The organism is Clostridium sp. LIBA-8841 (assembly GCF_057782475.1).
Genome location: NZ_CM173488.1, coordinates 754,775 through 780,905 on the forward strand (window position 1 = coordinate 754,775; position 26,131 = coordinate 780,905).

The following is a 26,131-nucleotide window of genomic DNA, read 5'->3' on the forward strand; positions in this document are numbered from 1 at the left end:
AAACTGAAATCTTAGAGTTTCTAGCTATTAGAAAATACAATACTATATTTTTATTAATATGGTATTACATTCTATCTAAAAAGCAACATTAGTTTAAAACAACCATTTTTATATAAATTTGTTTTGAAAGTTTATTAGTAATTAAACAATATAATCAAAAAGTATATATATGTATTAATTTAAAACAAAAAGTTAATTATATTTGTGCTTTAGTGGTTTTTACTATTCTAAAAAAACCACGATAGTTTCAATATTACACCAATTTATTTATGAATACAACAATAGATTTATATGTTTAAAAATTCACATTTACGTAATAAAAAATGTAATTCACGCCATATTTATTGAGGCAAATTATTTATGGTGTTATAAATAATTTGCAAGCTAGAAATTAAAAAGCTTAATAACTTATAAGGGTGAAAAGGAACAGTTTATGAAAAATGGTATAAAGATTTTCTATAATATTTTGTTTTATGGTTTTTTAGGCATACTTATAGCGTTTTTACTTTTAGGTTTTGTTGCTAAAAAAAGCAATTCTGGAGTTAGTATAGGCGGTTATAGAGTATATGATATTTTAACTGGAAGTATGAGTCCAACCATAAAGCCAGGAAGTTTAGTAGTTGTAAAAGAAACTTCACCAAATAATATAAAAGAAAATGATGTAATAACCTTTAAAAGTGATATTACTAATAATATAACAACTCATAGGGCTATAAAAATAATAAATAATAATGGAAATATTGAGTTTATTACTAAAGGTGATGCTAATAATACTCAAGATCCAATGCCTTTAGAAGGAAGTTTACTTGTTGGAAAAGTAATGTTTCAGATTCCTTATTTAGGTGGAATATTAAGAAGTATTCAAAATAATAAAGTGATATTTATAGGTAGTTTACTACTAATTATTCTCTTAGTTGGATTCATATCTAATAGATACACAAGGGGGAAAAAGTTAGTTTAGTTTTAATAAGAATAATATAAATAATTGTTGAATTTAGGAGGTAATTTGAATTGAGTAAGAAAAAAATTATAGGACTTTGCATAGCAGGTGTTTTAGCAGTCGGAAGTATAGGAGGATCTTTAGCATGGTTTACATCAAGTGATTCTGTAACAAACCCATTTGCAACAGCAAGTACTGATAATCCTAATGATCCAAATTCAGGTATAAAAATACATGAAAACTTCGATAGAACAAAAGCTGATAATACATTACCAGGGGATAATGTAACAAAACAAGTAAGTGTAACTAATACAGCTACATATGATCAATTAGTTAGAGCAAAAATAACAAAAGAGTGGAAAGATTCTAATGGAAATGTAGTAACTAGTATTTGGACTAAAGATGGACAAATAGTTCCTGCAAATACTGAAGGAGCTACAGAAGAAGCATTAAATACAGATTACATAGTTTTGAACTTTAAAAACGATGCTGATGGCAATAGATTAACTGATTCATCAAGTCCAGAACAAGGAAAATGGATACAAGAAACAGATGCTAACTTAGGAGCTGATGGTGGATATTATTACTATAATGGTGTCTTAGCACCAAACACTAATACTGGAAACTTACTAGAAAGTGTAACATTATCACCAAACACTCCAAATGAATATAAAGGATTAAAATTTGATGTAACTATTGATTCAGAAGCTGTACAAGCATCAAATGGAGCAGCAAAAGACTCATGGAAAACAGCACCAACTTCAATTGTAGATTTAGGCAATCAAGAAAATTCTAATAAATAGAAAATTTACAGTAATACAAGGGAGTGAAAAGGGTGAAGAATTTAAAAAAATCCTTTTTGTTAACCATAGTATTTTTGATTATAATGTGTAAACCAGGGGTTGCAAGTACATTTGCAACCCCTAATGTTGAATTAGAAGGAAATGCTAAAGGTATAGTTTTTATCAGTGGAGATGAACCATTTTTGTGGTCTGATAATGTTCTTCCAGGAGATAAATTAGAAAGAAATATTGTTCTTAGAAACAATTATGATAGTCCATATAAAATTTTTATGAAAGCTAGTAGGGTTACAAAGAAGGAAAAATATGATTTGTTAGAAAAGATGGATTTAAGAGTAACTTACGATGTAAGCAACATATACACTGGACCTGTAAGCGGAGAAAATGGATTAGAAGAAAATATATTTTTAGGAACTATAAATCCTGGAGAAAGTAAGACGCTTAATGCTGTAGCTAGTTTCCCAGGAAAGACTATGGGAAATGAGTACAAAAACAAAAAAGGTCAAGTAGATTGGATTTTCACAGCAGTTAGATTAGATGGAGGAAGAAGTAGAAATAAACCAAATGAATCAGATAATAACAGTACAGCTAAATATTCTAAAGATAATGATTATGCAAATAGTTATGAGACACAAAAAGTATCAAATAATAGCATTGAGGTGGCAAAGACATCATCTAGTAAAGCTTCTAACAACAATGAAGAGAAACACTCTATCCCATATACAGGGGATAGAGGATACATTAATTACTTTATAATAATTGTGATTTGTTTAGGAGCACTTTTAATTATAAATTCTAATTTTAAAAAAGATGCTAAATTTATAAATAAAAAGAGGAATGAACATGAAGATAATAAGAAAAACATATAAGATTCTAATTTGTGGAGTTATTATTATTAGTGTTTTTTCAGTTACAGTATTTGCAAAATATTTTACTTCTTTAGATCAAAAAATTAATAAGTTTGGAGTTGGAAGTATTGATGCTAAAATTGCAGAAAAGTTTGAAACTCCAGATTCCTTTAATGGAGAAAAAATAAATAAAAATGTTAAGGTAGAGAATACTGGTAAAAATGATGAACTTGTTAGAGTAAGTATAATACCAAGGTGGGTAGATGAAAATGGTAATCCATGGCCTGGAAATACAAATTTACTTACTTTAAATTTAGAAAATACAATAAACTTATCTGATTTAAATAATAATAATAATCTTTGGATATATGGAAATGATGGATATTATTATTATTCAAGTAAGCTCCCACATGCTACAGATAAGGAAATTTCAAAAGAGATAAGTGAAAAAATTACGCCAGAAGAAAGATACAATGATTCTTTACTTAAAAATAGTGATGGCACTTTAAAAGATAATTACACAAAAGAATTTTTAAGTTCTGTAAAACTAAACACAGAAAAAATGAGTAATGAGGAATTAGCTAGATATAAAGATAAGAAGCTAATTATTGATGTAAAAGTAGAAGCCATAGAACCAAGAAAAGAAGTAATAGATGAAAATTGGAATGGTATAGATTCTAAACTTAAATATTATTTAATGGGAATTTGTAATTAAAGAAGTAAGGTGAAGTAATATGAAAAGCATAAAAAAATTAATAGTAGCTTTAGTTGTTTTTACTTTAAGTATAAATTTCCCTTTAATAACGACTAAGGCAGAAGAAGCTCAAAATCAGCAAACTGTTAAAACAAGTTCAGGAGCTAAAATAGTAAAAACGGCAACTTCAGTAGGTAATGGCGAGTATGAAATAAACTTAAAAATGCTTGGAAATAGTTCGAAAATAGTAGATCCAGCAGATATAGTATTAGTTATGGATGTTTCTAATAGTATGGCGCCTAATATTAATGAGTTAGTAGATGGCATGAATACATTAGTAGAGAATACAGTGAAAAATTTAAAAGGAGCTAGAATATCAGTTGTATCTTTTGGAAGCAAGGCTAAAAAAGATATTGGGTTTGAAGAAAGAGAATACTATAATAATGATGAAGACTATATAAGAGCTATTGAAAAATCTTATGCTTATAATGGTTATAGCGATGATGATGACGATGAGGGAAGTAATTATTTTATGGGAAATACTAATATTCAGGCAGCTTGGATGTTAACAAATAGTATTCTTCAAGATGATGACAGAAAAGATGTTCCTAAGTATGTGGTATTTTTTACTGATGGAGTACCTAATAGGCTTGTAAAAAAGTATGATGATTATTGGAGTGTAATACAAAATACACTATATTATTATAAAAATGTATTTATGGAAAATAATACGTATGCTAAAACTTTTTCAATAGGGCTTTTAGATAACATAAGAAAAGATAGCGAAAAAGATAGAGCAGATTCTCTTTTAAAAGAAATGCAAAACTCTGGATATTATAAAATAGACAGTAGAGCAACTAATTATGATGAAGATGATGACGACGAACATAGTCATGATGATAATATTGATAATAGTAGTACTTTAAAGCAAATTTATGGAAGTATATCTAATAAGATAATAATGGATAATATGCTTGCTAAAAATTTAGTTGTTAAAGATGTAGTAAATCCAAATTTTGAAATTGTTGAAAATGCTTATGGTGAGGGAAAGACTTCTAAAGTTTTAAATTTAAAAACACAGGAAGAAAAGAATATTACTCCAAGTATTAATAATAATGAATTAACTTGGGATGTTGGAGATTTAGATACTTCAGGGTTAGAAATAAAATTTAGAATTAAACCTAAAGATGATTATTGGGGATCTAATGAGCCTATATTTACAAATGAAGAGGCTACTGTGGAATATTCTAATCCTATTACAGGAGCTGAGGAAAGTGGTACTTTTAATAAGCCAACGGTAAATATACCATATAAAGAGGGTAAAATAAATGTTAAAAAGAATATAATCGGATTAAAAGAAGAAACTAATGATAATTTTACTATATGTTTAGACGGAGGGGATAAGGGCAAGTATTATTTAAAGGTAGTTGGAAATGGACAAAACAATACCTTGGATGTTTATTTAAAAGATGAGAACACAGATATATCAAATAATAAGGATATGTCTAAAAATTACTTGTTAGCAGGTGAATATAAAGTAGAAGAAATAGATTCCTTAGGTTATGATATTGATAATATATCAATAAATGGGCAACAAGTTTCTATGGACAACCCAGTCTTCAATATTGATAAAGATAATAGAAATATAGATATATTAATATCAAATAACTCAACTAAAAAGAATGGCTTTTTTGATATTGATGAAATAGAAAATAAAATAGGTAGTTTTATGGGGATTAAATAAAGGCTTTAATAAAAAACCTTATGCTAAATCAAACTTAGCATAGGGTTTTTTGAATTTTTATCAATAAAATGCATTTTACGCTTTAAAGTTGACATTTTACGCATTTTAACTATGAAAAAAATTAAGAGAGAAGTAATATTTAATTGGTAATTATTAAAAAATTAAAGTGAAAATGATTTTTTAATATAAAAAAAGTATAAAGTGTTAATAAAGTATGTATTAAGTTAACAAAACAAGTTGAGTTTTTTAGAATTAATCATTATAATTTACATGAAATGTTAACTGGTGAGAGAAGGTAAAAACATGATAAACGTAGCAATATGTGATGATGAAAAGATTCAAAGAGAAATAATTAAAGATATGCTTTTAAAAATATGTAAAAAAAACAATTTGAATATAATAATTGATGAATTCAGTTCAGGAAAAGAACTGCTAGATAAATATAAAGTAAATACAAGAAAGTATAATATAATTTTATGTGATATTCTAATGGATGATTTAAATGGAATTGAGTTAATAAAGAAAATAAGAAAAATGAATACATCATTTCAAGCTATAATTATAACTGGAAGTGTTGAATATGTTTTTGAAGGTTATGATATTGGAGCCTTAAATTATTTAGTAAAACCAGTGTCTATAGAAAAATTAGAAAAAGAGTTTATTAGAGCCGTAAAAAATATTAATTCAACTATGCCATGGATGTATTCAGTTCATGTAAATGGCAAGAGAGTATTTATTAATATTTCAGAAGTTTTATATTTTGAGGTTAATAATAAAACAATCACAGCTAACTTGGAAAAAGAAAAAATAGATTTTAATATGAAAATAAAAGAATTAGAGAATGAAATAAAAGATAAGAATTTTATTAGATGTCATAGAAGTTATTTAGTTAATGCTAATAAGATAGAGGAATTTTTATTGAATAAACTAGTTCTTAAAAATAAAGTTGAAATACCTATAGGAAGAAGTTATAAAAGCGAGATAAAAAATTATTTGTTGAAAAAAGCTAATAATATATAGGTATAGGATTAATGAACTTATCTTATTTTATACATACAGCTTATATAATAAGTGTTTTTTCTATAGGTATTACTATGTTTTTTGAAACTAGAAAAAAAATTGGGAATAGTAAGAGTTTGCTTAGTGTTGTACTAATAACTATTGGAATAGTATTAGTACATTATCTTTTTGGAATAGAAAATAATTCATATCTTTCAGAGGCAGTAATTATATTTATAATCTTTGTATTTTATATGAAAAAAGAAAGAATAGGTAATTGCATATTAATTACTTCAGTTTATTGTTTAGGGATTTCCTTAAGTAAATACTTTCTTATTTATCTGTATTCAATAATGTTATTATATTTAAAAAATCCTAGAATAAAACTAGAAAATCTATATTTAAAGGCTAGTATAAGTATATTTTTAATGATTTTATTTTTAGTAATAATAGTTAGATTTTTTGCTAAAGGTAAAAAAATATATAGTAAAACATATATAAAAAAATATACTATTACTATAATAATTTTAGGTCTTATAATTATTTTTTCAGATAGATTTTTTAATGAAATAGATTTTGAGAATGATATTGTTTATTATGCATCACTTGCAGCTATTAGTATATCTATTGAATTAGGATTTGTTTATTTTAGTCTTTATAAAAAGTCTAAAGAATACAAAATGAGAGTTCAATTAGAAGTTCTTGAAAAACAATTAGATTATCAAAAAAAATATTATGAACAGGTTATAACGAATTATGATGATACAAGAAAGACTTTTCATGACATAAAAAACCATGTTAATGTAATAAGTTATTTATTAAAAAATAAGGACTATGATAGCATGGAAGAGTATCTCAATAACTTAAATAATAAAATTATATATAGTGATATTAATATTTGTTCAAATAAAATAATAAATGCAATTTGTTTAGAAAAGTTAAATAGATGCAAAGAAGAAAATATAAATATTGAGTTTGATATTAATATAAATAAAGAATTAAATATAAATGCTTTAGATGTATGTATTATTTTTGGAAATTTAATAGATAATGCGATAGAAGCTTGTGAAACTAATGATTCACAAAAAGATATTAAAGTAATTGTAAAGACAGAGTTTAATCAATTAAGTTTAAAAATCATTAATTCAAAAGAGAAGAGTTTGATAAGGGTTGGCGATAAAATTTTAACTAGTAAAGAGGATAAAAAAAATCACGGTATAGGATTAGAAAATGTTAAACAATCTGTTGCAAAAAACAATGGCAAGATAGAGTTTAATGATTTAAAAGATTTCTTTGAGGTAACTTTATATGTAATGTGTTAGAGAAAAAATGAGTAATTAAAAAAGAAAGTATATAATTAAATGGATTAATTTTCAAAATATACTATAAAAAACTCCATTTTTTAGATAAAATATAAAATATATAACAAATTATCTCACAAATAAAAATATGGAGGAAAACTATGAAGAAAGAAAGAAGAGTCAAAAATCCTAAAAAGACTTCTTCTAATAGAAGTAAATCTAAAGCTTTAGATATTTCAATAATAGTTTTAATAATAGCTTTAGTATTAGTTATAGGTATAGGAACCATAAAGGATAAGAAAATTTTAGCTAAAAATATGGAAAGTTACAGTACAGATTCAACTAATCAGCCTGTAAATAATGAAAAAAAACCTTCATCATCAAATCCTTATGAAAAAATAAAAAATGGTGAAGAAGTTAACATATTAGTTTTAGGTAATGGAATAGGTCTTAGTGAAGGCAAAACAGATGAAAGTGGTAATTGGACAAGTAACCTTTCTAAATGGTTAGAAGAAACATATAAATCAAAGGCTAATATAACAAATTTATCACAAGATAAAGCTACAGTAAAAACTGGATTAGAAGCATTAGAACAAAACAAAGATAATTTTGATTTAGCTTATATAATATTTGGTCAAAATGATCAAAAAGCAGTTAATCCTAAAGAATTTAAAGAAGATTACGAAAAAATAATAGAGAATTTAAAAGGTAGAAATGAAAATATTGTTATAGTTCCTATAATAGAAAATTCTATTAGAAAGAAAAATGAATATACAAATATAATTGAAGAGCTTGGAAAAGCTAATAATTTAACTGTTATAGATATGGCAACAGTATTTACAAAGGACCCAGCACCTTACGCTAAGTTAACAACAAAGGGTGGAATATATCCAAATAATTTAGGATACAGTGTATATTTTTCTAATATAAAAAGTTCAATAGAAGCTAATGTATCAGCTTTAAATTAGTATAGAGATTTCTAAGTTAGACTTTGTTTTAAGTAGTCATTATTTTTAAGCTTATAATAAGAAGTAATAGTTTTAAAGTGAAATACTATCACTTGTGAATCTGGAACTTCTTTGGCAATATTTCTACTAGAACAAGTTTATTTAAACTAACTTCGTTGTATTAAGGATTAGTGTTTATAAATAAAGAAAATTTAGTTTGTTGGAAATATTAAATATCACATTCATAGCATAGTAGTACTAAGATTTGATTTAATTTCAAATTAGAAATTTATGCATTGAATGTGATATTTTCTTTGGCTATGTTTTAGACAAGTATTGATTTTTAGATAGAACTGTAAGACCATCTTAATGAGCAATACTTTGCGAAATTAAGTAGGTCCGAAGGAATAGCTAAAAATCAACACACACCTAAAACAGGACCTAATTTTTATATTAAGGCCTATTTTATTTGAGTATAGCCATGTGAAAGCATATAGTTTGAAATTTGTTCTCCATGTTCTTGTTCTTCTTTTTGTATATGATTTAGAACTTTTCTTATTTTTGTATCTAAACATTCAAATATGGTTGAGTTATAGCTTGAAGATATATATTTTTCTGTACTTAGAGCATCTTGACATAATGTACAATCTTCATTGAAATTTTCATTAGGGGTTATTTCAGTTGCTGTTTCCATACCAAAATTTGAGTTCATTTGATTTTGGTACATATTAAATTGACTATTATTAAATCCACTATTAGAAGAGGATTGAGAACCGCCTTGATTAGAATTTTGCTGTGATTGAGCCTCCTTTTCTATATCGGGAACATCACCATTAAGTATTCTTTTTAAGCTTGTTAGGTGTTGCTTTTCATGCTCTAAAATTGAAGAAAAAAGTTGTTTAAGTTCAGGGTCTTTAGCTTCTTTTATGCCTTTTTCGTACTTTGCTATACAAAGCTCTTCGTTAGCTTTTTCTTCGTTAATAAGCATAGATTCCTTAGTAGTTAAATTTGACATATCTTTTCACCTCGTTGAATAATCTTTGTTTTATTTTAGTATTGAACTAAAATAAATAAATATACTTATAAAATTGACTTCAAAGAGTATAGAGTGATAATATACTTAGGTGAATTTATTATATATATTGGTTTTTTTAGGATTTATTTTTACATTTGGGGGATTACTAACATATATTAAATTTCATATAGAAGGTTGGTGAATTTTATTAGGAATTTATTAAGTGAGAATAGAATTATTCTCAATGCTAAAGTTTTAAATAAAGAAGAGGCAGTAAGATTAGCTGCAAAACCTCTTTTAGAAGAGGGATATATTTCAGAAGAATATGTAGAAGGGATTTTAGTGGAGCTAGAGGATATTGGACCATATATGGCTATTATGCCAGGTGTGGTTATTGCTCATTCAAGACCGAGGGAATATGTGAAAAAAGAATGTGCCAGTATGATGACATTAAGTGAGCCAGTTAAATTTGGGCATGAGACAAATGATCCTATAGAGATAATATTCGTAATTGCTGCCAAAGAAAATAATGGTCATTTAGATGCTCTTCAGGATTTAGCTAGAGTATTAATAAATGAAGAATCTGTAAATAAGATTAAAAATGCTGAAAGAGCAGAAGAAGTAATGGAACTTTTTCTTTAAATTTATTAAGTCAAAATATTATCTTATATTGATATTTTTTTAGGGCGTAATTATTCCTTGGGAAATAATTATTAAAATCTTTTTAGTATTTAATAAAGGGGGAGAAACTTATGAAGATTATAACTGTTTGTGGATTTGGTGTTGGAACAAGCTTGCTTCTAAAAATGACAGTTGATGGTGTATTGAGTGAAGAAGGAATAGAAGGCGAAGTTGAAGCAATGGACATGACTAGTGTATGTGGAAGCTCCGCAGATATTATTTTAACATCAAAAGAAATAGGGGAACAAATAAAAGATCAAGTTCATGGAAAGTTGATTTATATATCTAATTTTATGGATACTGAAGAAGTTAAGGGGAAAATACTTCAGTTTAAAGAAAATATATAATTTACAGTCCCTATTTTAGGTTAATATTGATTTTTAGCTAGACTTTTAGATATAGTTTGCTAAAAAGCAAGTTAGTTTAAGACAGAGCTAATTTATGTTAAAGGTTGTGCTTTTATAAAATTTTATAAATATTAGTGAAAAGGAATTATTAAAATGAAAGAAATATTAGATTTTTGTGTAAGTTTTTTTAGAAATCCAGCTTTATTTATGGGACTGGTAGCTGCTATTGGATTAATACTTCAAAGAAAATCAATAGATGCAGTTTTAAAAGGTATGTTTAAAAGCATAATTGGAATGGTAATTTTAATTAAAGGAGTAGATATAGTAGTAGCATCAATAACTCCTTTAGCTAATGCTTTTTCAAGTCTTTTTAATACTCAAAGTAATAGTAGTCTAGGTGATTTCAATGTGTTCCTAGGGGAATATGGAAGTTATGTTGGATTAATACTTCTTTGTGGATTTATAATCAATATATTAATAGCTAGATATACTAAATTCAAAACTATATATTTAACAGGAAATATATTATTTTGGTATCCTATGCTTTTCTGGGCTGTTGGAATTGAAAATAATATAGGTGGATTTAAATTATTTTTATTTACTTTATTTATGTATATCTTAGTTATAACAATATTCCCATACATATTAAGAAAGCATGTTCCTTATGTAACAGGTAATGAAAGTTTTACTATTGGACATACTGCCTCAATATATTGTTTATTAGGTTCTTACATTGGAAAACTTGTTGGACAAAAGGACAAGAATATAGAGAAATTAAATATTCCTAAATCTTTAAGTTTCTTTAGAGATACAAACATAACAGCTGCTATAGTTATGTTTATTATGTATATACTTGTTGGATTATTCATAGGAAAAGAGAGTAGAGGAACTATTTATGGAAGTGAGCCATTACTTACTTATGCTTTAATTCAAGGGATAACATTTGCTGCAGGTATGATAATACTTTTAACTGGAGTAAGAATGATTTTAGGAGAGATAATACCATCTTTTAAAGGAATAGCTGATAAATTGGCTAAAGGAGCTATACCAGCTTTGGATATTCCAATGATATTCCCATATGGACCAAATGCATTATTAATTGGATTTATAATATCACTTATAACAAGTATAGGAACTATATTTTTACTTGGAGCATCTGGTATATTAACTTTTGCTCTTATTCCATTAGTAGTAGCTTGTTACTTTGATGTGGCTCCGGGAGCTATTTTTGCAAATGCAAGGGGGGGATGGCCAGCTGTTATAATAACGAGTGCCTTAGGAGGAATAATTCTAATGTTGCTAGCTGCTATTTCTTTAAATATAGTAAGTGGAACTGTAGGAAACTTTATTCAAACTTATGGAGGAAATGAGTTTTCAATCTGGGTAATAATAAGTGACTTAGTAGGAAAACTTTTTAGCTTATAAAAATAAACTTTGTATTATAGGTTAAGTATATTTATATATAATAAAAGAAGAGTTGTAAATGTAATTTATATTCATTTGCAACTTTTTTTATATAAAGGCTATTGCTATTTTAAAGTAGAATATATAAATTAAAAAAATAAGCATAAATACTAAAAGAAAAATAAAAAAATATTATATTTATGAGATGAGGTTTTTATATAAATTTAAGGAGAAGAAAGAATAAAGGAAGTATATTTATTATATTTAGGTTAATTATCATGAAAAGGTTTATAATAGGAAGAAAAAATGTGATATTATAAGAACTGTGAAAACTAGGACAAGTTTTCTTATTTGTATTTTATATTTAAATAAGGATGGTGAAAATTATGGAGAATTTAAAAGGAGTAGTATTTTTTGATGTAGATGGTACATTAATTGATTGTAGCAAAGGACTATACAAACCATCAAATAAGACTAAAGAGGCAATAAAAAAGTTAAAAGAGAACGGATATTTAACTATGCTTGCAACAGGCCGTCCAATGAGCTTTGTTGATGAAGGGTTAAAAGAGTTAGAATTAGATGGATATATAGCATCTAATGGAACATACATAGAATTAAATAATGAAGTTGTACTTAATAATGATATAGAATTAGAGAAATTAAAAGAAATCATGGATTATTGTGTTGAACATGATATTAACTTTATTTTAGAAGGACAAAAAGCCAGCTATGTTTTAAATAAAGATGTAGTGAAACATATAGTAGAAACATTCTCACTTCCAGAAGAGAGTTTTAAGGCTGATTGGACAGAAGAAGAGCTTTCTGCAAACAAGCTTGTTATAATCGATAATGAAAAAGAGGATTTCAAGGATATTTTTGAAAGATTTAAGGATGAGTATGTATTTATGCAACATCCAGGTCAAATATCTTATGATATGTATAGAGTAGGGTGTACAAAGGCTCATGGAATAGAACACTTAATAAATGAATTAGGATTAACAGATAAGGATACATATGCTTTTGGTGATGGGGAAAATGATATAGAAATGTTCCAAAGAGTTAAATATGGAATAGCTATGGGTGATGCTCATGAAACATTATTACCACATGCATATAAGCAAACAGAAAATGTACCTAATGAAGGTATCTATAAAGCTCTTATAGAATTAGGTCTAATATAGGATTAAAAATAGCTATATTTCTAAGTTATTATTGATTTTAGGTTATTAATTTAAAACTAATTAAATTAAGCAAAAGCTCAAATTTTTAATTTGCTAGCTTGAGCTTACTAATGGAATTTAGTTAGACTGTATCTTAAATAAAGAATAGAATATACTTATAAAAATAGCATTAAATTTTAGTTTGAATTAATAATTAACTAAAATATTCACATAGTTATTACAAAAAGTAAAAGAGAATGTATAAAAAGTAACTTAGAACTTTAATACATCCTCTTTTATTAGCTATTTAATAAATGTTACTACATCATCAAACTTTTGTCTTGCTTTTGGTCTTGGTTCTTCTTTTCTATAGCCAAAGGCAACAGTAATACCAATCTCAAACTCATCTTTATCTAATACACCTTCCTTAATAAGTATATCTTCTAAAGTTTTCTTATCATAGCCACCTATAGCACATGAATCTATTTTAAGAAGTGATGCTGTATACATCATATTCATAAGAGCTAAGTGACTTTGAGTATTTGAATACATTAATATTAAATCATCTCTATTTTCTATATCAAATCTTGAAATTTCAAGTTCTTTTAAGGTGTTTTTTATTTGATTTGATATTTCTTCAGGAACTTTTCTTATATCCTTTAGTAAATGATCTATATATTCTGAATCATACTTAATAGAGTTGCCATTTCTAGTAAGAATAACGACAAATTTGCTACAAGTAGGTATTTGCCTTCTTCCTCCCCATGAAGCTTCTCCTAATTTATCTTTATATTGTTGATTGTCTATAACAACAAATTTCCATGGTTCAAGTCCCATTGAACTTGGTGCAAGTCTTCCGGACTCAAGTATTAATTTAAAATCCTCATCATTTATTTCTTTTGTATCATCAAAAATTTTACAAGCATGTCTAAACTCTAAGGCTTCAATAATTTCTTTCTTCATTAAAAACACTCCTTATACTATTATAATTTTTTTTAATATACTTTTATTAAATATTATTATAAAAATTAAGAGATATTATGAATTTAGAGTTTTTTGTTTGGTAAAATAAGTTGATGGATTTATAATGAATTAAAAAAGAATAGCTTTTTAATTCATTATTATATTCTTTTTATTTAAAAGGCTATATTTTAAACTAGTTTTGATTTTTAGATAGAACTGTAAGACTATCTAAAAATCAACATTCACCTAAAACAGAGTCTTATTTAAAGATATAAGACTAAAATACAGGACCTGTATATTCAGTTTTTTCTAATTTATCAAAGTCATAAGTTTTTAATGCCTCTAAAGAATCTATGTAAGAAGTTAAACTATCACTTATCATTAAGTTAACTGGTTTTCCAGTTAGGTTTACTACTATAACTGGCTTACCCATTGCATATGCATATCCACATTCCCAGGCTGTTCCACTATCTGAATAGTTTCCATTGCTTATTATAGAAACCATAACATCAGCGTTTTTAATTCCACTTAAATCAGCATGAAAAGTTTCAGTTCTCCATTCCTTTGAACCAAATTCAAGATCGCTTTTAAGCTCGAAAGGGGCAAAGACATCAAATCCTCTATCTTCCCTTAATATTTTAAGAACTCCATGCATTCTTTCAAGTTCAGCATCATTAAAAAATGGACTAGCTAAATAAACTTTTTTCATTTGTTTTCCTCCAATTAATTCATATAGTAATAATATTATAATAGCTAAATATTCTTTTGTCATTTTATAAGAGATTAAGAGAGAAAAAAGAAATAATACAGTATTAAACGCTGTGTCTTATAGTCAGTATGAATATATTGATTATTTTAATAAAATGAATATTCTTAGAGTATTAACATATATAAAATTAAAAATGATAAAGCACATACATTTTATGTATGTGCTTTATTGTAGTTATTCTATTTTAGAAAAAATACAATTAAGTTCTTTTGCTAAATCTTTTACTTTAGCTAATTCGCATGGTGAAAGTGAAGAAATTTTTTCCCTAAGATGTTTTTTAGTTTTCTCTCTTTGCTTTATACAAAAGTTATGTCCTTTTTCTGTTACCCTAACCCTAATAATTCTTCTATCATTAGGGTCAGTAAATCTTTCAACTAAATTTTCTTGAATAAGTTTATCTATAATTGGAGTCATATTTGATTTTGATATAGATAAATGCTTTGCTATTTCAGAAACGGAAGCCTCTCCACCACAATGTAAATGAAATACAACCTTGGCATGTGATGGTGGAATAGACAGTCTTTTAACAATATCGTCATGACTAAATACTTTTCTATTTAAACATAATAACAATGTATAAAGCTCTTCGGAAGCTCCATTCAAAATTTCTACGGTACTCATTTTTACCTCCTATCATTAAGTTGATAAAATTAATTTGATGTATAATATAATAAGTGGATAATTTAAAAAAATCATTATATAGTAGCAAACACCTTATATTATAACTATATATACATATTATACACTAAAAATAGTTATTGACATAGAATAGTTATAAAAATATAATTAATATTAAAATATAACTAATAAGAGATCAATTAAAAATATACAAAGAAAAGAGGGAAATACATGTCAAAGCTAATTAAATACTTAAAACCATTTACGGCATCAATTTTAGCTGTTATAGTACTTCTTTTTGCTCAGGCAATGTTTGATTTATCTTTACCAGATTACATGTCAAACATCGTTAACGTAGGAATTCAGCAAGGTGGTATAGAAAATGCTGTTCCTAAAGTGATTAGTCAATCAGAATTTGATAAGCTAACACTATTTATTAGCAAAGATGAGAAGAAAAAAGTAGAAAGTAATTATATATTGTTAGATAAAAACACTCTATCTCAAAGTGATTATGATAAATATATTAAAGATTATCCAGCTTTAGAGAATGAGGCAATTTATAAGCTTAACACAAAAGATAAAGATGTTATAAATGAATTAAATCCTATTATGGGAAAAGCAATAATTATTGTAGGTGGAATTGAAGAAAAAGGCTTACAAGGATTAATGGAAAACTCAGGTCAAACAGGTGCTTCAGAAAATGCTCCAGCTAATATGGAGGCAAAGGCACCAACAGGTAATCAAATGAAAGGATTACCTGCAAATACAGATCCATTCTTTATGATAAAAAATATGCCAGAGGCTCAAAAGAATGATATGCTAAAGCAAATTAATGATAAGTTTGCAGATATGCCAGAGAGTATGATTACTCAAACAGCTGCATCTTTTATTAAAACTCAATATACTGATTTAGGTATGAGTGTAGAAAATATACAAAGCCAATATATACTAAGAACTGGAGGAATAATGGTTCTTTTAGCCTTAGGAAGTATGGTTGCTGCAGTAGCAGTAACATTAATAGCTTCAAGAGTTGCTGCTGGCTTTGGAAAAAATCTTCGTGGTATGGTTTTTGGAAAAGTTGTTAGATTCTCAAATGCAGAATTTGATAAGTTTTCTACAGCATCACTTATAACACGTAGTACAAATGATATTCAACAGATACAAACTCTTATGGTTATGCTTCTAAGAATAGTTTTCTATGCACCTATTTTAGGTCTAGGAGGTATTTTCAGAGTTGTAAAAACTGATACTGGAATGTCATGGATAATTGCCGTAGCACTAGCTGCTATACTTTCATTAGTAATAGTTATGTTTGGACTAGCTATTCCAAAATTCAAGTTAGTTCAAAAACTTGTTGATAAACTTAACTTAGTAGCTCGTGAGTCACTTACAGGTATGCTAGTAATTCGTGCTTTCAATACAGAAAAGTATCAAGAAGATAAGTTCGATGGAGTAAACAAAGATCTCACTAAAACAAACCTTTTTGTTAATAGAATAATGGGTGGAATGATGCCACTTATGATGCTTATAATGAACCTTATAACTGTTCTTATAGTTTGGGTTGGAGCTCACAATGTAAATGATGGTGTTATGCAAGTCGGAGATATGATGGCATTTATCCAATACACAATGCAAATCATCATGGCATTCTTAATGATATCTATGGTATCAGTAATGCTTCCAAGAGCATCAGTTTCAGGTCAACGTATAGCTGAGGTTTTAGATACTGATGAAAGTATAAAAGATCCTGAAAAGAAAGGTGAATTTGATGAAAGTAAAAGAGGATATGTTGAATTTAAAGATGTTTCATTCAAGTATCCAGGTGCAGAGGAATATATTTTAAAAGATATTTCATTCACTGCGAAACCAGGTAAAACAACTGCTTTCATTGGAGGAACTGGTAGTGGTAAGTCTACTTTAGTTAACTTAATACCACGTTTCTACGATGTTACAGAAGGAGAAATCTTAGTTGATGGAACAGATATAAGAAATGTTTCACAACATGATTTAAGAGATAAAATAGGATATGTTCCTCAAAAAGGAGTATTATTCTCAGGTACTATTGAAAGTAACTTAAAATATGGTGATGAGGATGCTCTTTTAGAAGATTTAGAAGAAGCAGCAAATATTGCTCAAGCTTCTGAGTTCATAAATACTAAAGCTTTAAAATATGCAGAAGAGATTTCACAAGGTGGTACCAACGTATCTGGTGGACAAAAACAGAGACTTTCTATTGCAAGAGCTTTAGTTAAAAAACCTGATGTATATATATTTGATGATAGTTTCTCAGCTCTTGACTTTAAGACAGATGCTGCTGTTAGAAAATCTCTTAATGAGAAAACATCACATAGTACTATGCTTATAGTTGCACAAAGAATAAGTACAATTATGGGAGCTGATCAAATAATCGTACTTGATGAGGGTAAGATTGTTGGTAAAGGAACTCATAAAGAACTTCTAGAAAATTGTGAGGTTTATAAGCAAATAGCTTTATCTCAACTTTCAAAGGAGGAGCTAGGTAATGAGTAAAGAAAGAAAAGGCGGAATGGGCGGTCCAATAGGTAGAATGGGCGGCGGTCCAAGAGCTGTTGAAAAAGCAAAAGATTTTAAAGGAACAATGAAAAAGCTTGGGGTTTACTTAAAGCCTTATAGTTTATCTATAGCTATAGTAATATTATTTGCTATAGGAAGTGCTGCCTTCTCAATAGTTGGACCTAAAGTTTTAGGTAAGGCAACTACAAAAATATTTGAAGGAATAATGGAAAAAATAACTGGTGTTCCAAATGCTTCTATAGATTTTGGATACATTGGTAATATAGCTATTATTTTAGTAGCTTTATACTTAATCAGTGCCTTATTTGGATTTATACAATCCTTCATAATGGCAGGTGTTGCTCAAAAGGTTTCTTATAATTTAAGAAAACAAATTTCAGAAAAGATGGATACTTTACCTCTTAAGTATTTTGATACAAGAACAAATGGTGAAGTATTATCAAGAATAACAAATGATGTTGATACTGTGAGCCAAACTTTAAACCAAAGTTTATCACAGATAATAACTTCAGTAGTTACTTTAATTGGTGTATTAATTATGATGTTCTCAATAAGTTGGATTATGACTTTAGCAACATTCATAATACTACCAATTTCAATGATTCTTATATCATTAGTTGTTAAGAAATCTCAAAAATACTTTAAATCTCAACAAGAATATTTAGGACATCTTAATGGCCAAGTAGAAGAGGTTTATGGTGGTCACAATATAATGAAGGCTTTCAATAGAGAAGAGGTTTCAGCTAATGAATTTAATGAATTAAATGATACTTTATATAAATCAGCTTGGAAATCACAATTTTTATCAGGTATGATGATGCCAATCATGTCTTTTGTAGGAAACTTAGGATATGTTTTAGTTTCAATACTTGGTGGATGGTTAACAGTTAAAAGTATTATAACAGTTGGGGATATACAAGCGTTTATACAATATGTACGTTCATTTAACCAACCAATATCTCAGATGGCTCAGGTTGCTAATATAATGCAATCAACAGCAGCTGCAGCTGAGAGAGTATTTGAATTCTTAGATGAAGAAAACGAAGTTAAGGATCCAGAAACTTCAGTAGATACTTCAGAGATAAAAGGTGAAGTTGATTTTGAGGATGTTCACTTTGGATATAATCCAGATAAAATAATCATAAATGACTTCTCAGTAGATGTTAAACCAGGTCAAAAGGTTGCTATAGTTGGACCTACAGGAGCAGGTAAGACAACAATAGTTAAATTATTAATGAGATTCTACGATATAAATAGTGGAAGCATTAAAATTGATGGCATTGATATAAGAGACTTCAAACGTAATGATTTACGTAGTTTATTTGGTATGGTTCTTCAAGATACTTGGTTATTTAACGGAACAATAATGGAAAACTTACGTTATGGAAGATTAGATGCAACTGATGCAGAGGTTAAAGAAGCGGCTAAGGCTGCCCATGTTGACCATTTCGTAAAAACTTTACCAGATGGATATAATATGGTTTTAAATGAGGAAGCAAGTAATATATCTCAAGGACAAAAACAACTTTTAACAATTGCTAGAGCTTTCTTAAAAGATCCTAAATTATTAATACTTGATGAGGCTACAAGTTCAGTTGATACTCGTACAGAACTTTTAATCCAAAAGGCTATGGAGAAGCTTATGGAAGGAAGAACAAGCTTTATTATAGCTCATAGACTTTCTACTATACGTGATGCAGACTTAATTCTTGTTATGAAAGATGGGGATATAGTTGAGCAAGGAAACCATGAAGAGCTTCTAAAGAAAGGTGGATTCTACTCATCACTTTATAATAGCCAATTTGAACAAAGCAGTGCTTCATAATAAAGAAATAAAATTTAAATAAGATTTTAATTATAGCTGATAGGGCTTGGAGATGGAATACTTTCTCTGCCTATATCAGCTATATTTTTTTATTTAATAGAGAGTCTATTATTAATAATTTTACTTTTTTAAAGATTAGTGAAGAAATTGGTATGATATAATTGTAATTAGTTGAAATAGATAAATAAGTTGATTTTATCTAAATAAATAGAAAAGTTATTAATAGCTTTCATAATTTGGGGCTTTGTAGGAAGTTATTTAATAATAAGTTGTTGTGAGGTTTTTATGAAATTCAGATTTTTTTACGTGGGGGATAAAACCTTAAGTTATAGAGAAGAGGGGCTACTTAGGGTTTTAAATTGTGAAAATTATTTCTTTGAGAATAGTGTTTTGGAACATAAGAAAACTTATAATAAGAATTTAAAGAAAGTGTTTAAGGAAGAAGAGAACTTTAAGAGAGTATGTTTAAATAAAAAAGAGACTGCTATTGATTTTTTCTCATTAAAAACTAAAAGTTTTATTAATAAGTACTTAGATGATGAACTTTCATTTAAAAGCATATTTAAATTAAATAAATGTGATAAAGGAAATGATGCTATTAATATAATCTTTTTTGATTCATTAAATAGAGAGTATGATATTCCTAGAGAGAGTATACAGTTATTCTTAAATAAATTAAATGAACTTTTTAAAGAAGTATATTCAGAAAAGGTGTTAATTATATTTAATGAAGAAGAATTTTTTAACAGTATTATAGAATTTAATCCGGAAATTGGAGAGATATCATTATTATTAAATAGTTATGATGTGGATTTAAAAGAGGTTGTTTATAGTTTCACTGACTTTATTTTATTGAAAAATAATCTATATGAGAAATGGTTCCTTTATAGAAAAGAATTAAGTAAATGCAAAGTAACTTTAGGTAAAGGAAAAGGTGAAAACTTTTCAGGTGATATAATATTAAGGATTTTAGGCGGTTTTTCCAAAATTCAAGAATATAATTTATTTAAATTAATATTAATTAGTAATGATTATATAAATTTGAATGAAATTTCACTTATAGAGGATGCTTTAAAGGATTATATTCCTTTAAATTCGAAATTGATAATTAAACAATTAACAAACAAATTTTTAAATAATGAAGTGAGATTTTTGCTTTTTTCAAAATAAAAAACTAAATACATCCATGAATTGAAGTTCTTAAAGTAGCTTATAAAGCTATTTTAAGAACTTTTTTGTTTTTAGAACATAGCCTTAAATAAATATTTTAATTGTTAATTATTTAACTTAAATAACTTAAATAATTATTTAAAAACTTAAATAAATTGTTTGAAAGGGGCAAGGCTTGTACAATATTTCTTGTAAGGAAAATATTCGACAAAAATCAACATGATTTTAAATGTTAAAAAAAACACAAAATAGGAGGAAGGTTAAGAATGTTAGAAATCATTCAAAAAACACTTACGGATAATGCAATTATAGGTGCAATATTTTCATCAATAGCAATTATATTTTTAGGATTTTATATTAGAAAAAGAAATATAGTATCAGGTGCTGCATCAAAAATATTAACTAAAGTAGTTTTAACAGTTGCAATTCCAGCATTAGCATTCACTTCATTCATGAAGGATGTTAACCAAAAGGAATTACAAGAAGGTATTAATATTTTAATATGGGGATTTGTAGTTTACATATTATTAATCGTCTTAACAAAGTTTATCTATGCAAGATATAAGGGAGATAAGCAAGACGTATTTAGAGTACTTACTATATTTGGATCAACAACTTTCTTTGGTATTCCAATAGTTAAAGCTGTATATGGTTCAGTAGGTGCAATGTATTCATCAATATTCAATATAGCATACAGAGTTTTCTTATATTCATATGGTTACATCAAAATGTCTGGTGTGAAAATGGACAAAGAAAACATGAAGAAGAACTTAAAAGAAATGTTATTAAATCCAATTATTATAGCAACTTTCTTAGGATTATTCATATGGTTATTCCAAGGAATGTTACCACAAGTTCAAATTGGAGATAAGAGCTATGCTTTCTTAAGAATAGATAAAACTTTACCATGGTTATATCAACCACTTACATATTTAGATAAGTTATGTTCACCACTTGCATGGTTAGCTATAGGTATTACTTTAGCAGAGGTACCATTTAAGCAAGCTGTAGGACAAAAAGATCCATGGATATACAGTTTAATAAAAATAATGTTAGTTCCAGCTATAAACTTAGTATTATTAGTAGTATTAACTAAAACAGGTATATTACCAGTTTCATTCGAAGGAATGGCTACAACAGTTATCATGTTAGCAACTCCAACAGCAACAGTTGCGGCAGCTTACGCAATAAGCTTTGATAAAGAAGCTTTATTAACATCAAACTGTTCATTATTATCAACAGTTGTTGCCGTAGTAGCAATGCCATTCTGGATAGTAATTTTAGAAATAATCAAAAACATAGGATTATTTGCTTAAGATTATAAAGATTTAAAACTTAATTTGAATTTTTCATATTAAATATAGTTCAATAATTATTGAATTTCGTGAAGAATTTCTATTGTTTATTCCATAGATTCAGCTAAAGCTCAAAACTTGCTTCGCTTCGAACAGTTTTCGCTTCTTAACGCTGAATCTATTCCAAAAACAATGAAAATCTAATTACTCATTCAAATATTATTTCACTTATATTTAATATAGAAAAATTCAGTTTCAAATTTAAAATAAAGCAGAAAAGATGGGGAAAAGAGGAGGATTTTCATATGATAAAATTAGTATGTTATGGAGTTAGAGAAACAGAGGTACCATACTTCCACAAGTTAAATGAAGAGTTCGGATATAACTTAACTTTAGTTGAGAAAAATTTAAACCATGAAAATGTAGAAGAAGCTATCGGAGCTGGAGCTATAATGGTAAGAGGAAACTGCATGGCTGATAGACAAAACTTAGAACTTTTAAAGAGTAAGGGACTTAAGTATGTTTTAACTAGAACAGTTGGATTTGACCATGTTGATTTAGAAGCAGCTAAAGATCTAGGATTACAAGTTGCTAGAGTACCTGGTTACTCACCAAATGCTATAGGAGAGTTAGCAGTATCTTTAGCTATGATGCTTTTAAGACATACAGCATACACTACTAATAGAACAAGCAATAAAAACTTCATAGTAGATGGATTCATGTTTAGTAAGGAAATAAGAAACTGTACAGTTGGAATATTAGGGGCAGGTAGAATCGGATTAACAGCTGCCAAATTATTTAAAGGTTTAGGAGCTAAGGTTGTAGCATACGACGTATTCCAAAGCGATGCTGCTAAGGAAGTAGTTGAATTTATGCCTTTAGATGAAGTTTTAAAAGTTTCTGATGTAATATCAGTACATATGCCATACATAAAAGGTCAAAACTACCACATGATTAATGAAGAATTCATATCAAAAATGAAAGATGATGCTATCATAATCAACACTGCAAGAGGAGAATTACAAGACGTAGAAGCTATAGTAAAAGCTCTTGAATCAGGAAAATTAGGTGGATTCGGAACTGACGTTTTAGAGGGTGAGTCAGCAGTGTTCTTTAAGAACTTAGAAGGACAAAAGTTAGAAAATGAATCATATGAAAAATTAATAGGCTTATACCCAAGAGCTTTAGTAACTCCTCATATGGGCTCATATACAGATGAAGCTTTAAGAAATATGATAGGAATATCATATGAAAACTTAAAAGAGTATTTAGAGGGAAATACTTGTAAGAATGCAATAGCATAATAAAAATAGAGAGTTATTTAGGGTAATTAAAATTAGACTTAAATAAATGAAAAAGCAGTATATCAATAATTTAATTACTAAGAAGATATAGATTATATTTTCTAGGTTTATAAATTATGATATACTCTTTTTTTGTGAAAAAATATTAAAAAAAATTTAAAAGATAATTGGAGTAATTTTATTAATATGATATAATTCCTTCACGGTGGTGAAAGCTATGAAAGTAAAATTTGAAAATAAAATATTACTGTGGGCTATACTTATCGCCTTTATTCCTTTAGCTTTATCTTTTACTTTATTTATAGAAGATAAGATCTCCTATATGGATGAGGGGATAAGAAATACTTTAAAAGAAACAGCCTTTAATATAAGTCAAACACCTTTTGTTCAAGAGGGTCTTAGTAAAGAGGAAATAGATCCAAAGATTCAAGAGTATACTAAACAATTTATTGAATCTAGAAAGGATGTAGACATAATTGTTATTGCTGATATGAGAGGAGTTAAATACTCTCATTTAGATGAAGGGCAGATAGGAACAGTATTTGTAAATGAGGATAAAAAAGAGGTTTTAGAATATGGATCTAGTTATTATTCTTTAATGCAAGGATCAATGGGAGAAACCTTAAGATGGTTTCAACCTATAATGTATGATGGTAAGCAAGTTGGATTTGTTATGGTAGGAAAATACTATAATGAAATTCAATTATTAACTTATAAGACTTTAATAAAGTACATATGGCTTTTTATAATAGTTTTTTCAATTACTATATTAATATCTAAGCTTTTTGCTAAAGAGGTTAAAAAGGCAATTTTGGGGATGGAACCAGAGGAGATTGCTACTCTTTATAAGGAAAAGAACATTATATTAAATACAGTAAGTGAAGGGATTATAGCATTAAATAAAAATAATGAAATAACAGAAGTAAATGAAAATTGCTATAAGCTTATAGATGGATTTTCAAAAGAAAGAGTCTTAAAAAAATTGGTTCCTTATATAGAAAAAAATAAATCAATAGAGATGAAGGAAATCATAGTCCAAGGGAAAAAGGTATTCATAAATATACATCCTATTATGAAAGAAGGAGAATATTTAGGTTCTGTAATAACTTTAATGGATAGAAATGATATTAGAAAGATTGCAAAAGAGATTACTGGAGTTGATGAGGTTGTTAAAAACCTTAGAGCTAATGTACATGAATTTAGAAATAATCTTCATGTAATTTTAGGGCTAATTCAATTAGGAGAATATGAAGAGGCTAGAAAGTACATATTAAAAACACAAAAAATGCATGAGAATAATTCCTTGAAGTTTTCAAGTATAGAAGATTATTATGTTAGAGGATTACTTCTTAGCAGAGAGTTAGTTGCAAAAGAGAGGGAAGTAAAATTTATTCTAACAGAGGAATCTTTCTTGTTTGGGAATCATAATTACGTTGATTCTTATGATATTGTTACGATTTTAGGTAATCTTATAGAAAATGCTTTTGACTCTTGTGCATCTTCAGATATTGAAAATAAACAAGTTGAAGTTACTTTATATGAAGATGATGAGAGAATTGAAATACAAGTTAGAGATAATGGGAAACCTATAGATAAGAACATAAAAGAAAAAATATTTGAATTGGGAGTTTCCTCAAAGGGAGAAGGAAGAGGAACAGGATTATCATTGGTTAAGAATAGAGTAGAGCTTTATGATGGTTGTATTGATATTGAGGAATTCAATGGAGAAAAAATATTTATTATAACTATTTTAAAAGGAGAAAATGATGGCAAAGAAGATACTTATAGTAGAAGATGATCCAATGGTGGCTCTTATTAATAGAAGATATTTAGAAAATATGGGATTTAAAAATATATTAGGACCAGTGCAAACAGAAGAAGAGATAATAAAAGTTTTAGATGAAGAAGAGGTTGACTTAATACTTTTAGATGTATATCTTCCTAAAAAAAATGGTATTGATATATTAAAAAGCTTAAGATATAAAAAGTATTTAACAGATGTAATAATGATAACAGCGGCTAATAGTGTTGAAGAGGTGAAGAGAGCCTTTGCCTATGGAATAACTGACTATTTAGTTAAGCCTTTTGAGTTTGAGAGATTTGAAGAAGCATTAAATAAATATAAGCAAAAAAATAATATGCTAAGCAAAGGATCTTCTTTAAGTCAAAAGGATATAGACGTTATTTCAAAGATCTCAGAGGAAAAATTTGAGTTGCCTAAGGGTCTAAATGAAAAAACATTAGAGAGAATTTTAGAATTTTTAAAAGAAAATCAAGGAAAAGTATGGACATTAAGAGAGATAGCTTGTGAACTTAGAATAAGTAATGTAACTATAAAAAAATATATGGATTACTTAGAAAATATAAAGAAAGTAAATGTAACCTTAACTAGCGGAAATGTAGGAAGACCTGAGTATAAATATACTTTAAGTTAGTAAATTAAGATTTATATAGTAAATATTTCCTGGTGGATATAGTATAATTAAAATAAGAAATATTCACTAGGAGGGGTATTATGGAATATAACAAACATAGATATCTAGGATTTTTAGGATTAATTTCATTAATTGGACTTAAAGGGTTTACCACAGGAAATAGTTTATGGTATATTTTCTTTGTTAATTTCTTATGGTTCACATTTTTTTATGAGAATAGTTGGGTTTATACTGGCAGTCCATTTAAAGTTAGTAAATAAAGTAAGATTAGATTTAAAAACTTCTCTAATTCACTATAAAATTTATAATTGCTTTAAGG

At 27.4% G+C, this 26,131-nt stretch carries 24 protein-coding genes; 20 read left to right on the plus strand and 4 right to left on the minus strand.

What is annotated here, in order from left to right:
- Positions 1 to 433 precede the first annotated feature (433 nt).
- From AC2A4K_RS03220 to AC2A4K_RS03255, 8 genes are all read left to right on the plus strand, one after another.
- Positions 434 to 961: a signal peptidase I gene (locus AC2A4K_RS03220; protein ID WP_322504411.1), complete on the plus strand. Its 528-nt coding sequence runs from the start codon at positions 434 to 436 to the stop codon at positions 959 to 961.
- Positions 962 to 1,011: 50 nt separating this feature from the next.
- Complete coding sequence (locus AC2A4K_RS03225; protein ID WP_322504410.1) at positions 1,012 to 1,743, plus strand: BsaA family SipW-dependent biofilm matrix protein; 732 nt, start codon at positions 1,012 to 1,014, stop codon at positions 1,741 to 1,743.
- 32 nt (positions 1,744 to 1,775) lie between these two features.
- On the plus strand, positions 1,776 to 2,609 hold the full coding sequence (locus AC2A4K_RS03230; protein WP_322504409.1) for an LPXTG cell wall anchor domain-containing protein: 834 nt from the start codon (positions 1,776 to 1,778) through the stop codon (positions 2,607 to 2,609).
- Positions 2,584 to 3,303 (plus strand): hypothetical protein, encoded by a 720-nt coding sequence (locus AC2A4K_RS03235; protein ID WP_322504408.1) that lies wholly within the window; start codon positions 2,584 to 2,586, stop codon positions 3,301 to 3,303. Before AC2A4K_RS03230 ends, AC2A4K_RS03235 begins: the two co-directional genes overlap by 26 nt.
- A 19-nt stretch (positions 3,304 to 3,322) precedes the next feature.
- Positions 3,323 to 5,026, plus strand: coding sequence for a vWA domain-containing protein (locus AC2A4K_RS03240; RefSeq protein WP_322504407.1), 1,704 nt, complete (start codon positions 3,323 to 3,325; stop codon positions 5,024 to 5,026).
- A gap of 303 nt (positions 5,027 to 5,329) precedes the next feature.
- Positions 5,330 to 6,046 carry a LytR/AlgR family response regulator transcription factor gene (locus tag AC2A4K_RS03245; protein ID WP_322504406.1) on the plus strand — a complete coding sequence of 239 codons (717 nt, stop codon included), beginning with the start codon at positions 5,330 to 5,332 and terminating at the stop codon, positions 6,044 to 6,046.
- 11 nt (positions 6,047 to 6,057) lie between these two features.
- Complete coding sequence (locus AC2A4K_RS03250) at positions 6,058 to 7,347, plus strand: sensor histidine kinase (protein ID WP_322504405.1); 1,290 nt, start codon at positions 6,058 to 6,060, stop codon at positions 7,345 to 7,347.
- A gap of 140 nt (positions 7,348 to 7,487) precedes the next feature.
- Positions 7,488 to 8,294 (plus strand): SGNH/GDSL hydrolase family protein, encoded by an 807-nt coding sequence (locus tag AC2A4K_RS03255; RefSeq protein ID WP_322504404.1) that lies wholly within the window; start codon positions 7,488 to 7,490, stop codon positions 8,292 to 8,294.
- Positions 8,295 to 8,733: 439 nt separating this feature from the next.
- On the opposite strand, the gene AC2A4K_RS03260 is transcribed toward AC2A4K_RS03255, so the two are convergent.
- A complete protein-coding gene (locus AC2A4K_RS03260) occupies positions 8,734 to 9,288 on the minus strand; it encodes a spore coat protein (protein WP_322504403.1) in 555 nt (184 codons plus the stop codon).
- Between the two features lie 198 nt (positions 9,289 to 9,486).
- Between AC2A4K_RS03260 and AC2A4K_RS03265 the strand changes: the two genes are divergently transcribed.
- The 4 genes from AC2A4K_RS03265 (at position 9,487) to AC2A4K_RS03280 (ending at position 12,901) form a co-directional block, all read left to right on the plus strand.
- Entirely contained in the window at positions 9,487 to 9,930 is a 444-nt protein-coding gene (locus AC2A4K_RS03265) for a PTS sugar transporter subunit IIA (RefSeq protein WP_322504697.1), read from the plus strand.
- Positions 9,931 to 10,040: 110 nt separating this feature from the next.
- Entirely contained in the window at positions 10,041 to 10,316 is a 276-nt protein-coding gene (locus tag AC2A4K_RS03270; RefSeq protein WP_322504402.1) for a PTS sugar transporter subunit IIB, read from the plus strand.
- A 153-nt stretch (positions 10,317 to 10,469) separates the two neighbouring features.
- Positions 10,470 to 11,741, plus strand: a complete 1,272-nt coding sequence (ulaA, locus tag AC2A4K_RS03275) for a PTS ascorbate transporter subunit IIC (protein WP_322504401.1) — start codon at positions 10,470 to 10,472, stop codon at positions 11,739 to 11,741.
- 365 nt (positions 11,742 to 12,106) lie between these two features.
- Positions 12,107 to 12,901 (plus strand): HAD family hydrolase, encoded by a 795-nt coding sequence (locus AC2A4K_RS03280; protein WP_322504400.1) that lies wholly within the window; start codon positions 12,107 to 12,109, stop codon positions 12,899 to 12,901.
- A gap of 282 nt (positions 12,902 to 13,183) precedes the next feature.
- Here the strand turns inward: AC2A4K_RS03280 and AC2A4K_RS03285 are convergent, their stop codons facing one another.
- The 3 genes from AC2A4K_RS03285 to AC2A4K_RS03295 form a co-directional block, all read right to left on the minus strand.
- On the minus strand, positions 13,184 to 13,843 hold the full coding sequence (locus AC2A4K_RS03285) for an NAD(P)H-dependent oxidoreductase (RefSeq protein WP_322504399.1): 660 nt from the start codon (positions 13,841 to 13,843) through the stop codon (positions 13,184 to 13,186).
- A gap of 277 nt (positions 13,844 to 14,120) precedes the next feature.
- On the minus strand, positions 14,121 to 14,552 hold the full coding sequence (locus tag AC2A4K_RS03290) for a nucleoside 2-deoxyribosyltransferase (RefSeq protein WP_322504398.1): 432 nt from the start codon (positions 14,550 to 14,552) through the stop codon (positions 14,121 to 14,123).
- Between the two features lie 234 nt (positions 14,553 to 14,786).
- Positions 14,787 to 15,233, minus strand: a complete 447-nt coding sequence (locus AC2A4K_RS03295; RefSeq protein ID WP_322504397.1) for a MarR family winged helix-turn-helix transcriptional regulator — start codon at positions 15,231 to 15,233, stop codon at positions 14,787 to 14,789.
- 228 nt (positions 15,234 to 15,461) lie between these two features.
- Here AC2A4K_RS03295 and AC2A4K_RS03300 point away from each other — a divergent pair, with 228 nt between their 5' ends.
- From AC2A4K_RS03300 to AC2A4K_RS03335, 8 genes are all read left to right on the plus strand, one after another.
- Complete coding sequence (locus AC2A4K_RS03300) at positions 15,462 to 17,759, plus strand: ABC transporter ATP-binding protein (protein WP_322504396.1); 2,298 nt, start codon at positions 15,462 to 15,464, stop codon at positions 17,757 to 17,759.
- Positions 17,752 to 19,608, plus strand: a complete 1,857-nt coding sequence (locus AC2A4K_RS03305) for an ABC transporter ATP-binding protein (RefSeq protein WP_322504395.1) — start codon at positions 17,752 to 17,754, stop codon at positions 19,606 to 19,608. The genes AC2A4K_RS03300 and AC2A4K_RS03305 overlap by 8 nt, the downstream gene beginning before the upstream one ends.
- A 285-nt stretch (positions 19,609 to 19,893) precedes the next feature.
- Entirely contained in the window at positions 19,894 to 20,778 is an 885-nt protein-coding gene (locus AC2A4K_RS03310) for a hypothetical protein (RefSeq protein WP_322504394.1), read from the plus strand.
- A gap of 266 nt (positions 20,779 to 21,044) precedes the next feature.
- The gene (locus tag AC2A4K_RS03315; protein ID WP_322504393.1) at positions 21,045 to 22,094 is read left to right on the plus strand and encodes an AEC family transporter; all 1,050 of its coding nucleotides are present in this window, start codon (positions 21,045 to 21,047) and stop codon (positions 22,092 to 22,094) included.
- Between the two features lie 284 nt (positions 22,095 to 22,378).
- Positions 22,379 to 23,377, plus strand: coding sequence for a 2-hydroxyacid dehydrogenase (locus AC2A4K_RS03320; protein WP_322504392.1), 999 nt, complete (start codon positions 22,379 to 22,381; stop codon positions 23,375 to 23,377).
- Between the two features lie 217 nt (positions 23,378 to 23,594).
- The gene (locus AC2A4K_RS03325; protein ID WP_322504391.1) at positions 23,595 to 25,175 is read left to right on the plus strand and encodes a sensor histidine kinase; all 1,581 of its coding nucleotides are present in this window, start codon (positions 23,595 to 23,597) and stop codon (positions 25,173 to 25,175) included.
- A complete protein-coding gene (locus AC2A4K_RS03330; protein WP_322504390.1) occupies positions 25,144 to 25,812 on the plus strand; it encodes a response regulator in 669 nt (222 codons plus the stop codon). Before AC2A4K_RS03325 ends, AC2A4K_RS03330 begins: the two co-directional genes overlap by 32 nt.
- Before the next feature lie 80 nt (positions 25,813 to 25,892).
- Positions 25,893 to 26,072 carry a hypothetical protein gene (locus AC2A4K_RS03335; RefSeq protein WP_322504389.1) on the plus strand — a complete coding sequence of 60 codons (180 nt, stop codon included), beginning with the start codon at positions 25,893 to 25,895 and terminating at the stop codon, positions 26,070 to 26,072.
- The last annotated feature ends 59 nt before the right edge of the window (positions 26,073 to 26,131 follow it).

What these genes read in the sequence shown, in the direction of transcription:
- AC2A4K_RS03220 (WP_322504411.1), top strand. Translation starts at nt 434, where the DNA reads ATGAAAAATGGTATAAAGATTTTCTATAATATTTTGTTTTATGGTTTT.
- AC2A4K_RS03235 (WP_322504408.1), top strand. Translation starts at nt 2,584, where the DNA reads ATGAAGATAATAAGAAAAACATATAAGATTCTAATTTGTGGAGTTATT.
- AC2A4K_RS03240 (WP_322504407.1), top strand. Translation starts at nt 3,323, where the DNA reads ATGAAAAGCATAAAAAAATTAATAGTAGCTTTAGTTGTTTTTACTTTA.
- AC2A4K_RS03245 (WP_322504406.1), top strand. Translation starts at nt 5,330, where the DNA reads ATGATAAACGTAGCAATATGTGATGATGAAAAGATTCAAAGAGAAATA.
- AC2A4K_RS03250 (WP_322504405.1), top strand. Translation starts at nt 6,058, where the DNA reads ATGAACTTATCTTATTTTATACATACAGCTTATATAATAAGTGTTTTT.
- AC2A4K_RS03255 (WP_322504404.1), top strand. Translation starts at nt 7,488, where the DNA reads ATGAAGAAAGAAAGAAGAGTCAAAAATCCTAAAAAGACTTCTTCTAAT.
- AC2A4K_RS03260 (WP_322504403.1), bottom strand. Translation starts at nt 9,288, where the DNA reads ATGTCAAATTTAACTACTAAGGAATCTATGCTTATTAACGAAGAAAAA.
- AC2A4K_RS03270 (WP_322504402.1), top strand. Translation starts at nt 10,041, where the DNA reads ATGAAGATTATAACTGTTTGTGGATTTGGTGTTGGAACAAGCTTGCTT.
- ulaA (WP_322504401.1), top strand. Translation starts at nt 10,470, where the DNA reads ATGAAAGAAATATTAGATTTTTGTGTAAGTTTTTTTAGAAATCCAGCT.
- AC2A4K_RS03280 (WP_322504400.1), top strand. Translation starts at nt 12,107, where the DNA reads ATGGAGAATTTAAAAGGAGTAGTATTTTTTGATGTAGATGGTACATTA.
- AC2A4K_RS03285 (WP_322504399.1), bottom strand. Translation starts at nt 13,843, where the DNA reads ATGAAGAAAGAAATTATTGAAGCCTTAGAGTTTAGACATGCTTGTAAA.
- AC2A4K_RS03290 (WP_322504398.1), bottom strand. Translation starts at nt 14,552, where the DNA reads ATGAAAAAAGTTTATTTAGCTAGTCCATTTTTTAATGATGCTGAACTT.
- AC2A4K_RS03295 (WP_322504397.1), bottom strand. Translation starts at nt 15,233, where the DNA reads ATGAGTACCGTAGAAATTTTGAATGGAGCTTCCGAAGAGCTTTATACA.
- AC2A4K_RS03300 (WP_322504396.1), top strand. Translation starts at nt 15,462, where the DNA reads ATGTCAAAGCTAATTAAATACTTAAAACCATTTACGGCATCAATTTTA.
- AC2A4K_RS03305 (WP_322504395.1), top strand. Translation starts at nt 17,752, where the DNA reads ATGAGTAAAGAAAGAAAAGGCGGAATGGGCGGTCCAATAGGTAGAATG.
- AC2A4K_RS03310 (WP_322504394.1), top strand. Translation starts at nt 19,894, where the DNA reads ATGAAATTCAGATTTTTTTACGTGGGGGATAAAACCTTAAGTTATAGA.
- AC2A4K_RS03315 (WP_322504393.1), top strand. Translation starts at nt 21,045, where the DNA reads ATGTTAGAAATCATTCAAAAAACACTTACGGATAATGCAATTATAGGT.
- AC2A4K_RS03320 (WP_322504392.1), top strand. Translation starts at nt 22,379, where the DNA reads ATGATAAAATTAGTATGTTATGGAGTTAGAGAAACAGAGGTACCATAC.
- AC2A4K_RS03325 (WP_322504391.1), top strand. Translation starts at nt 23,595, where the DNA reads ATGAAAGTAAAATTTGAAAATAAAATATTACTGTGGGCTATACTTATC.
- AC2A4K_RS03330 (WP_322504390.1), top strand. Translation starts at nt 25,144, where the DNA reads ATGGCAAAGAAGATACTTATAGTAGAAGATGATCCAATGGTGGCTCTT.
- AC2A4K_RS03335 (WP_322504389.1), top strand. Translation starts at nt 25,893, where the DNA reads ATGGAATATAACAAACATAGATATCTAGGATTTTTAGGATTAATTTCA.